This window comes from Enterococcus bulliens (assembly GCF_053761865.1).
In genome coordinates this window covers 33,117-45,691 of record NZ_JBSMXK010000008.1, presented here as the reverse complement: position 1 = coordinate 45,691, position 12,575 = coordinate 33,117, and the positions used below count along the sequence as shown (strand labels likewise).

Sequence of the window (12,575 nt, the reverse complement as noted above, 5' to 3'; positions counted from 1 at the left end):
AATTAAACTTCTTCAACGTCCACTAAGTGAGAGATTGTGTTAACCATGCCTTTGATTGCATCATTAGCTGGTTTAACAACAGTGCTGTTCACTTTACCAAGACCTAACGCTTTAACAGTTGCGCGTTGGTTTTGAGGACGTCCGATAACACTGCGTCTTAAAGTAATTTTTAATTCAGCCATTATACTTGTCCTCCTTAACCGATAATTTCGTCAACTGATTTGCCGCGAAGTGCTGCCACTTCTTCGACACGTTTTAATTGTTTTAATCCATCAATTGTTGCGCGAACAACGTTGATAGGTGTGTTTGAACCTAATGATTTAGATGTGATATCAGCTACCCCAGCTAATTCTAATACGGCACGAACTGGTCCACCAGCAGCAACTCCAGAACCTTCTACTGCAGGTTTCATTAAGATGCGGCCACCACCAAATACGCCGATAGCTTCATGAGGGATAGTAGAACCAACCATTGGTACTTCAACTAAGTTTTTCTTAGCATCTTCAACAGCTTTACGGATCGCTTCTGGTACTTCTTGAGCTTTACCAGTACCGAAACCAACGTGGCCATTTTTATCACCGACAACAACTAAAGCTGCGAAACGTAAACGACGTCCACCTTTTACAACTTTTGTTACGCGGTTGATACCGACAACGCGGTCTTCTAATTCCAAGTGTTTTGGATCAATATAAACCATGAATGGTGTTCCTCCTTCTCCTAAAATTCTAGTCCATTTTCGCGAGCTGCTGTTGCTAATGCTGCTACGCGGCCATGGTAAAGGTATCCACCACGGTCAAAGACTACTACTTTGATACCTTTTGCTGCTGCACGTTCAGCGATTAATTTACCGACAGCTTGCGCTTGTTCAGTTTTTGTTCCACCTGAAATTTCTTTATCCAAGGCAGAGGCACTTGCTAGCGTTACACCCGCTACGTCATCAATTACTTGCGCGTAGATGTTCTTGTTAGAACGGAAAATGTTCAAGCGTGGGCACTCAGCAGTACCAGAGATTTTGTTACGTACACGACGATGTCTCTTTTGACGTGTTTTGTTTTTATCTGGTTTTGTAATCACAATTGTCACCTCTTAATTTTTATCGGCCTAAGCCGTGAATCGTAAACGCAGTGGTTTACGATTATTTACCAGTTTTACCTTCTTTACGGCGAACAAATTCACCAACATAGCGAATCCCTTTACCTTTGTAAGGTTCTGGAGGACGAACGCCACGGATGTTAGCTGCTAATTCACCAACAACTTCTTTGTTCGTACCTTTAACGATTACTGAAGTATTTGATGGTACTTCAATCGTGATGCCTTCTGGGGCAACGATTTCAACCGGATGAGAGTAACCAACGTTCAATACAAGTTTGCTTCCTTGTAATTGAGCACGGTATCCAACCCCGATTAATTCTAAAGCTTTTTGGAAACCTTCGCTTACACCAACAACCATGTTATTGAAGTTTGCACGAGTAGTTCCATGAATAGTTTTCATTTCTTTACTATCATTTGGACGAGTAAAAGTAACTTCGTTTCCTTCGATGTTCATTTGAATATCAGAAGAGAAAGTACGAGTTAATTCACCTTTAGGTCCTTTAACTGTAATGTCATTGCCTTCTTGCTTGATTTCAACACCAGCAGGAAGAACGACAATTTTATTACCGATACGACTCACTTAGAGACACCTCCTTGTGTATTATTTAAATTACCATACGTAAGCGACAACTTCGCCGCCGATGTTTTTAGCTCTTGCTTCTTTATCAGTGATTACACCTTCAGAAGTCGAGATAATTGCGATACCTAAACCGTTTAATACTTTAGGTACTTCGTCAGATTTAACGTAAGCACGTAGACCTGGTTTAGAGATACGTTTCAAGTTAGTGATAACACGTTCACCGTTTTTACCGTATTTCAAGAATACGCGGATCACGCCTTGTTTGTCATCTTCGATATATTCAACATCGCGGATGAAACCTTCTTTTTTCAAGATTTCAGCGATATCACGTTTGATTTTTGAAGCAGGTACTTCTAATACTTCGTGTTTTACCATGTTGGCATTACGAATGCGTGTTAGAAAATCTGCAATTGGATCTGTCATGACCATTAGATGATTTACCTCCTTTATGCGAGTTTACTTGTTTACCAGCTAGCTTTCTTCACGCCGGGAATTTGACCTTTGTAGGCAAGTTCGCGGAAGCAAATACGGCAAAGTTTAAATTTACGATAAACTGAATGTGGACGTCCACAACGTTCACAACGTGTGTACTCTTGTACAGCGTGTTTAGCCGGACGTTTGTTTTTAGCAATCATTGATTTTTTAGCCACGTAGTTCGCCTCCTTTTTTTATTTTTGGAATGGCATGCCTAATTGTGCTAACAACTCACGAGATTCTTCATCTGTGTTTGCTGTTGTTACAATAACGATATCCATCCCACGTACTTTATCTACCAAATCGTAGTCTACTTCTGGGAAGATTAATTGTTCTTTAACACCCAAAGTATAGTTTCCGCGTCCATCGAATGCTTTTTTGCTTACACCGTGGAAATCACGTACACGTGGTAAAGAAACAGATACTAATTTATCTAAAAATTCGTACATTCTTTCGCCGCGTAGCGTTACTTTCGCACCGATTGGCATTCCTTCACGTAGACGGAATCCAGCGATAGATTTTTTAGCTTTTGTAATTAAAGGTTTTTGACCTGAAATTAATTGTAATTCTTCTACAGCTTTATCTAAGCTTTTAGTGTTAGATACAGCATCACCCACACCCATGTTGATAACGATTTTATCAACTTTTGGTGTTTGCATGATTGAACTATAGTTAAATTTTTCCATCAATGATGGTACAACTTCTTTTGAATATTTTTCTTTAAGGCGGTTCATTTAGCAAGCTCCTCCTTCCTTGATTTGATTATTTATCTAAAACTTCACCGGTTTTTTTAGAAACACGGACTTTTTTACCGTCTACTTCTTTATAGCCGACACGTGTAGCTTCACCGTTAGAAGGATCAATGACCATCACGTTTGACACATGAATTGGTGCTTCCATTTCAACGATTCCGCCCTGAGGAGCAGCTTGAGAAGGTTTTTGGTGTTTTTTCACGATGTTAACACCTTCGACAATAACTTTATCTTTCTTAGGCATTGCAGCTAGTACTACGCCTTCTTTGTTTTTGTCTTTACCAGTGATAACTTTAACTTTATCGCCTTTTTTCACGAACATGAGTGTTTCGCACCTCCTTTGGGTATAAGTGACAATTATAATACTTCTGGTGCTAGTGAAACGATCTTCATGAAGTTGTTTTCGCGTAATTCACGAGCAACTGGGCCAAAGATACGTGTTCCACGTGGGCTCTTATCGTCACGGATAATAACCGCAGCATTTTCATCAAATTTAATATAAGAACCGTCTGTACGACGAGCGCCTGATTTGGTACGAACGATAACGGCTTTAACGACGTCACCTTTTTTGACAACACCACCTGGCGTTGCTTGTTTAACCGTAGCAACGATGATATCGCCGATGTTCGCTGTTTTGCGACCTGAACCACCAAGGACCTTGATTGTCAAGATTTCGCGAGCACCAGAGTTATCAGCAACTTTTAAACGACTTTCTTGTTGGATCACGATGTGTATCCTCCTTTCAGATTTTGCAATTCAATCTATATAGGAAAACTTCGTGTGATTAGATAATCACTGCCTTTTCGACAACTTCTACTAGACGGAAACGTTTCGTAGCTGATAATGGACGAGTTTCCATAATTTTCACGATATCGCCAACTTTTGCTTCGTTGTTTTCATCGTGTGCTTTGTATTTCTTAGAATAGTTCATACGTTTACCGTAGATAGGGTGGTTTTTTTTCGTTTCAACTACTACTGTAATTGTTTTGTCCATTTTATCAGACACCACGCGACCTTGGTAAACTTTACGTTGATTTCTTTCTTCAGTCATACCTAGATGGCCTCCTTCCACAATTAATTAGCTTGTTGACGCACTACAGTTTTAATGCGTGCAATCGACTTACGAACTTCTTTAATACGTGCAGTGTTTTCTAGTTGGCCAGTAGCTAATTGGAATCTTAGATTAAACAATTCTTCTTTTAATTGTTTTTCTTGATCTAGCATTTCGGCAGTGGTTAATTCTCTGATTTCTTTAACCTTCATTCGATTCACCACCCATTTCTTCACGTTTTACGATTTTCGTTTTCATTGGTAATTTGTGAGAAGCAAGGCGTAACGCTTCACGTGCTACTTCTTCAGGTACACCAGCGATTTCAAACATGATTTTCCCACGTTTTACTGGAGATACCCAACCTTCAGGTGCCCCTTTACCAGAACCCATACGTACCCCAATCGCTTTGGCAGTATAAGATTTATGAGGGAAAATTTTGATCCATACTTTCCCACCACGTTTCATGTAACGAGTCATTGCAATACGAGCCGCTTCGATTTGGCGGTTAGTAATCCAATGAGAATCAACAGCTTGTAAGCCATATTCACCAAATGCAACTTCTTTGCCGCCTTTAGCTTCTCCGCGCATTTTTCCACGGAATTCACGACGGTGTTTTACACGTTTAGGTACTAACATGCTTATTTCCCTCCTTTCTCAGTGTTTTTTTTAGTTGGAAGAATTTCTCCACGATAGATCCACACTTTAACTCCTAGTTTTCCGTATGTTGTATCTGCTTCTTCCCATGCGTAATCAATATCCGCACGTAATGTGTGCAATGGAACTGTTCCTTCAGAGTAACCTTCGCTACGAGCGATATCCGCACCGTTTAAACGACCTGATACTTGAGTTTTGATTCCTTGCGCGCCAGCACGCATAGAGCGTTGGATGGCTTGTTTTTGAGCACGACGGAAAGCAACACGGCCTTCTAATTGACGTGCAATTCCTTCAGCTACTAATTTAGCATCTAGATCTGGTTTTTTGATTTCCACGATGTTGATGTGTACTTTTTTACCAGTTAATTTGTTTAATTCTTTTCTTAGGCTTTCAACTTCAGATCCGCCTTTACCAATAACCATACCTGGTCTAGCTGTGTGGATTGAAACGTTCACGCGGTTTGCAGCGCGTTCGATTTCAACCGTTGACACGGCAGCATCAGCAAGTTTAGACGCGATGAATTTACGAATTCTTAAATCTTCGTGTAGAAAATCAGCATACTCTTTTTCAGCATACCATTTTGCATCCCAGTCGCGGATGACGCCTACACGCATTCCAATTGGATGTACTTTTTGACCCACTGAATGTCCCTCCTCTTATTTTTCTGATACGACTACCGTAATATGACTAGTACGTTTGTTGATTGGTGAAGCTGAACCTTTTGCACGTGGACGGAAACGTTTCATTGTCGGTCCTTCGTTAACAAATCCTTCAGATACTACCAAGTTTTCAACATCTAAGTCGAAGTTGTTTTCTGCATTAGCAATAGCTGACATTAGAACTTTTTCAATAATTCCTGCAGCTTTGTTCGGTGTGAACTTTAAGATTGCGATGGCTTCAGCAACGTTTTTTCCTCGGATTAAATCCATCACTAAACGTGATTTGCGAGGAGAAACGCGAACTGTTTTCGCAACAGCTTTAGCTGATGTAATTTGTTCTGCCATTCTGATATCCTCCTCTCAAATTAGCGTTTAGTTTTCTTATCGTCACTTCCGTGTCCACGATAAGTTCTTGTCGGTGCAAATTCACCTAATTTATGTCCTACCATATCTTCTTGAATGTAAACTGGTACATGTTTACGTCCATCATAAACAGCAATCGTAAATCCGATAAAGCTTGGGAAGATTGTTGAACGACGAGACCAAGTTTTGATAACTTTTTTCTTTTCGGCACCTTGTTGTGCGTCGACTTTTTTCATCAAATGATCATCGACAAAAGGTCCTTTTTTTAAACTACGACCCATGGTGTACCTCCTCTCAAAATATGCGACACATGGTCAATAAAATTATTTAGCGTTACGACGACGAACGATAAGTTTGTCTGATTTCGCTTTTTTGTTACGAGTTTTGTATCCAAGAGCTGGTTGACCCCATGGAGATACTGGCGCTTTACGTCCGATTGGAGCTTTACCTTCACCACCACCGTGTGGGTGATCGTTAGGGTTCATTACGCTACCACGTACAGTTGGACGTTTACGCATCCAACGAGAGCGACCCGCTTTACCAATGTTGATTAATTCATGTTGTTCGTTACCTACAGCACCGATAGTTGCACGACATGTTGCTAAGATCATGCGCACTTCGCCTGAGTTCAAACGAATCAATACGTATTTACCTTCTTTACCAAGTACTTGAGCACTTGTACCAGCAGAACGGATTAATTGTCCGCCTTTTCCTGGTTTCATTTCGATGTTGTGGATAACAGTACCCACTGGAATGTTTGCTAATGGTAACGCGTTACCAACTTTGATATCTGCTTCTGGTCCAGAAACGACAGTCATGCCAACTTCTAGTCCTTTAGGTGCTAAGATATAAGCTTTCACTCCATCTTCGTAATGAACTAACGCAATGTTAGCAGAACGGTTTGGATCATATTCGATTGTTTTAACTGTAGCAACAACGTTATCTTTGTTACGTTTGAAATCGATCAAACGGTATTGACGTTTGTGACCGCCACCTTGATGGCGAACAGTGATACGTCCGTTGTTGTTACGACCGGCATTATTTTTCAACGGCGCCAATAATGTTTTTTCTGGTTTTGAAGTTGTAATCTCAGCAAAATCAGAACTTGTCATATTACGACGACCATTTGAGGTAGGTTTGTACTTTTTAATAGCCACGTCTGTTTTCCCTCCTATTAAAGTTTAGTTAGTTTCTTTGCTTATTCAGCAGAGAATAATTCGATGTCTTTAGAAGCTTCTGTTAAAGTAACAACAGCTTTACGACGTTTTTTTGTGTATCCTGCATATTTACCCATACGTTTAAATTTAGGACGCACGTTGATGATGTTTACGTTTTTCACGTCAACACCAAATGCTGCTTCAACAGCTTGTTTTACTAAAGTCTTGTTTGCGCGTACGTCTACTTCGAAAGTGTATTTCTTTTCGTCCATAGCTAACATAGATTTTTCAGTAATAACTGGTTTTTTAATAATGTCTAGTAAGTTCATTATGCAAGCACCTCCTCAATTTGAGTAAGAGCAGTTTGAGTTGCTAACACTTTAGTGCTTGACACAACGTCTAATACACTTACGTTATCAGCAGATACTACAGAAACGTTTGGTAAGTTACGTGCAGCTAAAGCAGCGAAGTCATTACCGTTTTCTAAAACTACTAATACTTTAGTGTCAATAGACAAGTTAGCAAGAACTTGTTTGAATTCTTTAGTTTTTGGTGCGTCAAAGCTTAAAGCTTCGATTGCTACCAAGTTATTTGATGCAACTTTCTCTGATAATACAGATTTGATTGCTAAGCGACGAACTTTTTTAGGAAGTTTGTAGCTGTATGAACGTGGTGTTGGTCCAAAGACAACTCCACCTCCACGCCATTGTGGTGAACGGATTGAACCTTGACGGGCACGACCTGTTCCTTTTTGGCGCCATGGTTTACGGCCACCACCACGAACAGCGCTACGGTTTTTCACAGCGTGTGTTCCTTGTCTTAATGAAGCGCGTTGCATGATGATTGCATCAAAGACAACTGTTTCATTAGGTTCGATTCCGAAGATTTCTTCGTTTAAAGTAATTTCGCCATTTTGGCTTCCATCTTGTTTAAATAATGCTACATTCGGCATTCCTTAGTTCCTCCTTTCTTCCTATCTAATTATTTAGCTTTCACAGCTGATTTAATTGTAATCAATGATTTTTTCGCTCCAGGAATGTTACCTTTGATTAAGATAACGTTACGTTCAGCATCAACACGTACAACTTCCAAGTTTTGGATAGTTACGCGATTTCCGCCCATACGTCCTGCAAGACGTTTGTTTTTGAACACACGGTTAGGTGCTACAGGACCCATTGATCCAGGACGACGATGGTAACGAGAACCGTGAGACATAGGTCCGCGGCTTTGTCCGTGACGTTTGATAACGCCTTGGAATCCTTTACCTTTAGTTGTTCCTGTCACGTCAACGATGTCTCCAGCTTGGAATACGTCAACTTTAACTTCTGATCCTACTTCTAAGCCCTCTAGCTCAACATCCTTGAATTCGCGAATGAAGCGCTTAGGAGCCGTGTTTGCTTTTGCAACATGACCTTTCGCAGGTTTGTTACTTAAAACTTCACGTAAATCTTGGTATCCTACTTGAACAGCTTCGTAGCCGTCATTTTCCATTGTTTTCAGTTGTAATACTACGTTAGGAGTAGCTTCTACAACAGTTACTGGAATAAGTTCACCAGATTCAGTAAAGATTTGAGTCATCCCCACTTTTTTCCCTAAGATTCCTTTGGTCATGATTACACCTCCATCTTATTTTTAATTATAGTTTAATTTCAATGTTTACGCCTGATGGTAAATCAAGTTTCATCAATGCATCAACAGTTTTTGGTGTTGGATTCACGATATCGATTAAACGTTTATGTGTACGCATTTCGAATTGTTCACGAGAATCTTTGTATTTATGAGTCGCACGGATTACAGTGTAAAGACTGCGTTCAGTTGGTAATGGAATTGGACCAGAAACGTCAGCTCCAGTTCTTTTTGCAGTTTCTACGATCTTTTCCGCAGATTGATCTAAAATACGATGTTCATACGCTTTTAAGCGGATACGAATTTTTTGTTTTGCCATTGTTTTCCCTCCTTCGCCTATTTTGAAAAGTAGACATAGCTCCACGAAAATTTTCCGTCACGCTCGTCCATGGCAAAGCGTCCGGGCGTGTCGCAACCTCTCGTTTCTTAGCCGGCAGAACAAACTGTTCTACCAATATTACTAGCTCTACAGCTAAGCAACACCTCTACGATTATAGTATGGATGAACTTAAATAGCAAGTATTTTTTCATAAAAAACGGAACTTTTTCAAAAAAGTTCCGTTTTCTCTTTTATTTAGCTATTCGCAAGCGATTAAAGGCTTTAACTAATGGAAAATAAAGCAATGCGATGGCAAAAATCGTTAAAACCACATTAGTCAGCGTCGCAGGTAATTTCACCGTCGCCGCAAAAAAAGCCGTGGTGAGATTTGGTGAACTTAACCATAATTGCATAACCGTATTTTTTAGTTGTGTCATACCTATTTTCGCAACACCAGCTGCACTTGCAATCACCAGTAATTGCCATAAAGCATTCGGCTGTTTTTTAAATAGTAAAAAGGCGCCATACGTCACACCGCCGACAATAAAGGCCTCTAGTAAGAAATACGGTGCTTCAGTCAAATAACCGTTGACGAGATCAAATAAAAAGAAGCCGATCCCACCTGCAAGCGATCCTCTAACGAAACCTAACAGCAAAACGGAAAGCACCAGTACAGCATTTCCCAAATGAACAAATGCACCCGTCGGTAACGGAATTTTAATCGTAGTAGCAATAAATGTCAGCGCAGAAAACAAGGCGATAAATACGACGGTATGAATCGATGATTTAGCCATGATTTTCTCCTTTTCTAAAATAAGCTGAGTGATTCAAGTGTCCCACGTAAGCATTAAACGATGCACCATGTAAGATCCCTTGATAAACGACTTCTTTCGCCTTGATCACAGCATCCAAATAGTTCATCCCCGTTGCAACACCTGCAGTAATCGCTGCAGCAAACGTACATCCTGCACCGTGATTATTTTGCGAATCGATTTTAGCAGACTCTAGCATTTCAAAACTTGTCCCATCATAAAAAACATCCAGTGCACGATGTCCGGCAAAACGTTTCCCACCTTTGATCACCACATGCTTCGCTCCTTGATAATGGATTTTTTTTGCAGCTTCTTTGATCAATTCCACACTCGTCAACTCTCCTAAATCAGATAAAATGCCTGCTTCAACTAAATTGGGCGTTACGATTTGCGCTTTGGGCAATAAAAACCGTTTAATCCCGACAACACTTTTTGGCTGCAAGATTTGGGCAGTCCCCTTACACGCAATCACTGGATCGATGATAATATGCTCGGTAAACTCTGGAGACAAATAATGGCTGATGTTCTCAATAATCGTTTCATTGCCTAACATCCCAGTTTTAATTGCAGCTACTTTACCGCCATCTAACGCAGACTGTACTTGCTTTTCAACCAGTGTAACCGGCATTTCAGTAACCTCGTGATACCAATCTTTAGGATCCATTGTAACGATCGTTGTAATCGCCGCTTGTCCAAATAATCCATATTCTTCAAAAATCTTCAAATCAGCTTCTAAACCCGCTCCACCAGTTGCATCAGAACCAGCAATCGTTAATACCCGTTTCATTAAATCCCTCCTTGTCGTAAATTTAGCATAAAGAAAAAGTCAGTTGACGAAAAGAGCCAATTGGATTATTTTTAAACCAACCATTTATCTAGGAGGAACGTCATGCCCAAAAAAACGTTATATCGAAATATCATGGACCATTACATCACTCAAATCGAAAGTGGACAGTTACTCCCTGGCGAACGTTTAGCCCCTGAACGTGAGATCGCTAAAAATTTTTCTGTTAATCGTTCGACAGTCGTACGTGCCCTAGAAGAATTGCAAAGCTTAGGTTGGATCACTCGAAAACAAGGAAGCGGTACACGAGTCAATGACGGTCAATTAGCCAATCGTCGTTCCCCACTTTCTTGGCTGCAACACACCCACTATGCTAGAAAAAAACCAGAGGACCCTTATTTGACCAAAGTACACGAACAAAAAACAACACCCGATGTACTTGATTTATTTAGCGGTGATCTACCTGAACAACTCATACCAGATTTTTCTTTCCCAGAAATGTCATGGGAAACAATTTTAAAGCAAGCACAACAAACAACTACTGCCGGTTATACACCTTTACTAAACGCATTAGTGCAGCATTTACAAAAGCGCATGACGATACCGATCACACCCAGCGAGTTACTGATCACATCTGGTGCGACTCAAGGACTTTCTGTAATCCTTCAAACCCTTTTGGCACCTGGTGCTTGCGTGGCAACAGAAGATCCATCTTTTTTATTCGCTTTACCTTTTTTTGCTACACTAGACCTCCAACTAAAAGGCTTGCCACAAGACCAATATGGGATTTTGCCAGATGCCTTAGAAACGTTATGTCAGCAACAAAAAATCGATTTACTGTATGTGAACCCTACCCATCAAAATCCAACCGGGCGCACATTGTCTTTAAATAGAAGAAAAAAAATCGTGGATATCTGTAAAACCTATGATATCCCGATCGTAGAAGACGATGTTTTTAACGAATTAAGCTTTACCGCACCGCCAAAACGCTTGATCGAGCTTGCTCCAGAACAAGTGATCTATCTTGGCTCATTATCCAAATTATTTTCACCCTTGATTCACATCGGCTGGATCATTGCACCAAAACGTTTGATCACTTCATTTTTAAAAACCAAAGAAACAACCGAATTAACGACTGATATCTTTCCACAATTATTTGCCACAGTTGCCTTAAAAGATCCATCCTATACCGAAAAACAACATTACTTGATCCAACAGTTACATATACGTAGCAAACGTTTTGAAACCTTTTTAGATACTTTAAAAGATTGGCACTATCAACCGATCAATGGCGGGATCTATTACTGGCTGACCTATACAAAACGTCGTCTCACGCGTAAAGATTGGCAACTTTTTTTAGATCAAAATATTCTACTTGCTCCCGCTTTTTTGTTTAGTCGTGATACAATAGCCTGTAGAATCAACTATACTCGGTTAGACGAGCATGATTTTTTAGTGTTTCAGGAACGTTTTTTGTTCATCGATGCCCAATTAAGAAAGGATGATTGCAATGAATGACACGATTAAATTACTAACCTCACATCGAAGTTACCGTCATTTTGACGAAACGTACAAGCTACCTACTGAGGATCTAGAGCAGATTTTAGCAGCCGCTAGACAAGCACCGAGTTGGATGAATGGTCAATTTTATTCGATTATCGTACTAGACGATCCAACGATTCGCAAAGAGTTCGTACGACTAAATCCTGGTAATCCACATATCGAAAAAAGTTCCATTTTTCTACTATTCGTTGCCGATCTTTACCGTACAGCAACAGTCGCGCAACAAAAAGATACCGACTATCAAATCGACGGACTCGATCCATTGATTACTGCTACAACAGATGCCGCACTTGCATTGGAAAATGCGTTAGTGGCCACTGAATCACTTGGTCTTGGTGCAGTACCAGTTGGTAGCGTGCGAAACTATTTACCTGAAATCAAAACACTACTTAATCTACCAGAATACGTCTTACCGATCGCTGGCTTAAGTATCGGTAAACCGATCGTTGAAATGAAAGTTAAACCACGTTTACCAAAAGAAACGATCGTCCATTATAACGGGTATACTCCGCTAGATTGCAAACAGATTGAAGACTATGATGACACGATGCGTAAATTTGGTGAAGCACGTGAAACTAAAGATTGGACACAAAAATTTGCGGACTATTTCGCGAAAGAACCAAATCGTGGTGTAGATGATTTCATTAATACTCAAAAAATTGCACAAAAAAAGACTGATGAATAAATTC

At 40.2% G+C, this 12,575-nt stretch carries 24 protein-coding genes; 2 read left to right on the top strand and 22 right to left on the bottom strand.

What is annotated here, in order from left to right:
• Window positions 1-2: 2 nt before the first annotated feature.
• The 22 genes from rpmD to thiD all read right to left on the bottom strand — a co-directional run bounded on the left by rpmD (window position 3) and on the right by thiD (window position 10,326).
• Window positions 3-182 carry a 50S ribosomal protein L30 gene (gene rpmD, locus ACWOEC_RS05710; protein ID WP_016185983.1) on the bottom strand — a complete coding sequence of 60 codons (180 nt, stop codon included), beginning with the start codon at window positions 180-182 and terminating at the stop codon, window positions 3-5.
• 14 nt (window positions 183-196) lie between these two features.
• Window positions 197-697, bottom strand: coding sequence for a 30S ribosomal protein S5 (gene rpsE, locus ACWOEC_RS05705; protein ID WP_016185984.1), 501 nt, complete (start codon window positions 695-697; stop codon window positions 197-199).
• 20 nt (window positions 698-717) lie between these two features.
• Complete coding sequence (gene rplR / locus ACWOEC_RS05700) at window positions 718-1,074, bottom strand: 50S ribosomal protein L18 (RefSeq protein WP_016185985.1); 357 nt, start codon at window positions 1,072-1,074, stop codon at window positions 718-720.
• 61 nt (window positions 1,075-1,135) lie between these two features.
• Window positions 1,136-1,672 (bottom strand): 50S ribosomal protein L6, encoded by a 537-nt coding sequence (gene rplF / locus ACWOEC_RS05695; protein WP_016185986.1) that lies wholly within the window; start codon window positions 1,670-1,672, stop codon window positions 1,136-1,138.
• Window positions 1,673-1,702: 30 nt separating this feature from the next.
• Window positions 1,703-2,101: a 30S ribosomal protein S8 gene (rpsH, locus tag ACWOEC_RS05690; protein ID WP_297078828.1), complete on the bottom strand. Its 399-nt coding sequence runs from the start codon at window positions 2,099-2,101 to the stop codon at window positions 1,703-1,705.
• Between the two features lie 35 nt (window positions 2,102-2,136).
• The gene (locus tag ACWOEC_RS05685; RefSeq protein ID WP_016185988.1) at window positions 2,137-2,322 is read right to left on the bottom strand and encodes a type Z 30S ribosomal protein S14; all 186 of its coding nucleotides are present in this window, start codon (window positions 2,320-2,322) and stop codon (window positions 2,137-2,139) included.
• A gap of 18 nt (window positions 2,323-2,340) precedes the next feature.
• Window positions 2,341-2,880: a 50S ribosomal protein L5 gene (gene rplE / locus ACWOEC_RS05680; protein WP_016185989.1), complete on the bottom strand. Its 540-nt coding sequence runs from the start codon at window positions 2,878-2,880 to the stop codon at window positions 2,341-2,343.
• Between the two features lie 28 nt (window positions 2,881-2,908).
• Window positions 2,909-3,220, bottom strand: coding sequence for a 50S ribosomal protein L24 (gene rplX, locus ACWOEC_RS05675; protein ID WP_297078830.1), 312 nt, complete (start codon window positions 3,218-3,220; stop codon window positions 2,909-2,911).
• A 35-nt stretch (window positions 3,221-3,255) separates the two neighbouring features.
• Window positions 3,256-3,624 carry a 50S ribosomal protein L14 gene (gene rplN / locus ACWOEC_RS05670; RefSeq protein ID WP_016185991.1) on the bottom strand — a complete coding sequence of 123 codons (369 nt, stop codon included), beginning with the start codon at window positions 3,622-3,624 and terminating at the stop codon, window positions 3,256-3,258.
• A gap of 58 nt (window positions 3,625-3,682) precedes the next feature.
• A complete protein-coding gene (rpsQ, locus tag ACWOEC_RS05665) occupies window positions 3,683-3,949 on the bottom strand; it encodes a 30S ribosomal protein S17 (protein WP_016185992.1) in 267 nt (88 codons plus the stop codon).
• A gap of 23 nt (window positions 3,950-3,972) precedes the next feature.
• Entirely contained in the window at window positions 3,973-4,161 is a 189-nt protein-coding gene (rpmC, locus tag ACWOEC_RS05660; RefSeq protein WP_016185993.1) for a 50S ribosomal protein L29, read from the bottom strand.
• Complete coding sequence (gene rplP, locus ACWOEC_RS05655) at window positions 4,151-4,585, bottom strand: 50S ribosomal protein L16 (RefSeq protein WP_016185994.1); 435 nt, start codon at window positions 4,583-4,585, stop codon at window positions 4,151-4,153. Before rplP ends, rpmC begins: the two co-directional genes overlap by 11 nt.
• A 2-nt stretch (window positions 4,586-4,587) precedes the next feature.
• Complete coding sequence (rpsC, locus tag ACWOEC_RS05650; protein ID WP_016185995.1) at window positions 4,588-5,244, bottom strand: 30S ribosomal protein S3; 657 nt, start codon at window positions 5,242-5,244, stop codon at window positions 4,588-4,590.
• 15 nt (window positions 5,245-5,259) lie between these two features.
• Window positions 5,260-5,607, bottom strand: a complete 348-nt coding sequence (gene rplV, locus ACWOEC_RS05645; RefSeq protein WP_016185996.1) for a 50S ribosomal protein L22 — start codon at window positions 5,605-5,607, stop codon at window positions 5,260-5,262.
• A gap of 20 nt (window positions 5,608-5,627) precedes the next feature.
• On the bottom strand, window positions 5,628-5,906 hold the full coding sequence (gene rpsS, locus ACWOEC_RS05640; RefSeq protein WP_016185997.1) for a 30S ribosomal protein S19: 279 nt from the start codon (window positions 5,904-5,906) through the stop codon (window positions 5,628-5,630).
• Window positions 5,907-5,948: 42 nt separating this feature from the next.
• Window positions 5,949-6,782, bottom strand: coding sequence for a 50S ribosomal protein L2 (rplB, locus tag ACWOEC_RS05635; protein WP_016185998.1), 834 nt, complete (start codon window positions 6,780-6,782; stop codon window positions 5,949-5,951).
• A gap of 41 nt (window positions 6,783-6,823) precedes the next feature.
• The gene (gene rplW / locus ACWOEC_RS05630; RefSeq protein ID WP_016185999.1) at window positions 6,824-7,111 is read right to left on the bottom strand and encodes a 50S ribosomal protein L23; all 288 of its coding nucleotides are present in this window, start codon (window positions 7,109-7,111) and stop codon (window positions 6,824-6,826) included.
• Window positions 7,111-7,734, bottom strand: a complete 624-nt coding sequence (gene rplD / locus ACWOEC_RS05625) for a 50S ribosomal protein L4 (protein ID WP_016186000.1) — start codon at window positions 7,732-7,734, stop codon at window positions 7,111-7,113. The genes rplW and rplD overlap by 1 nt, the downstream gene beginning before the upstream one ends.
• 29 nt (window positions 7,735-7,763) lie before the next feature.
• Entirely contained in the window at window positions 7,764-8,393 is a 630-nt protein-coding gene (gene rplC, locus ACWOEC_RS05620; RefSeq protein ID WP_016186001.1) for a 50S ribosomal protein L3, read from the bottom strand.
• Window positions 8,394-8,418: 25 nt separating this feature from the next.
• Complete coding sequence (gene rpsJ, locus ACWOEC_RS05615; protein WP_016186002.1) at window positions 8,419-8,727, bottom strand: 30S ribosomal protein S10; 309 nt, start codon at window positions 8,725-8,727, stop codon at window positions 8,419-8,421.
• Between the two features lie 251 nt (window positions 8,728-8,978).
• Window positions 8,979-9,521 carry an ECF transporter S component gene (locus ACWOEC_RS05610; RefSeq protein WP_455306624.1) on the bottom strand — a complete coding sequence of 181 codons (543 nt, stop codon included), beginning with the start codon at window positions 9,519-9,521 and terminating at the stop codon, window positions 8,979-8,981.
• The gene (gene thiD / locus ACWOEC_RS05605; protein ID WP_455306623.1) at window positions 9,514-10,326 is read right to left on the bottom strand and encodes a bifunctional hydroxymethylpyrimidine kinase/phosphomethylpyrimidine kinase; all 813 of its coding nucleotides are present in this window, start codon (window positions 10,324-10,326) and stop codon (window positions 9,514-9,516) included. The genes ACWOEC_RS05610 and thiD overlap by 8 nt, the downstream gene beginning before the upstream one ends.
• Window positions 10,327-10,428: 102 nt before the next feature.
• Here thiD and ACWOEC_RS05600 point away from each other — a divergent pair, with 102 nt between their 5' ends.
• Window positions 10,429-11,841 (top strand): aminotransferase-like domain-containing protein, encoded by a 1,413-nt coding sequence (locus ACWOEC_RS05600; RefSeq protein WP_455306622.1) that lies wholly within the window; start codon window positions 10,429-10,431, stop codon window positions 11,839-11,841.
• Window positions 11,834-12,571: a nitroreductase family protein gene (locus ACWOEC_RS05595; RefSeq protein ID WP_455306621.1), complete on the top strand. Its 738-nt coding sequence runs from the start codon at window positions 11,834-11,836 to the stop codon at window positions 12,569-12,571. Before ACWOEC_RS05600 ends, ACWOEC_RS05595 begins: the two co-directional genes overlap by 8 nt.
• Window positions 12,572-12,575 lie beyond the last annotated feature (4 nt).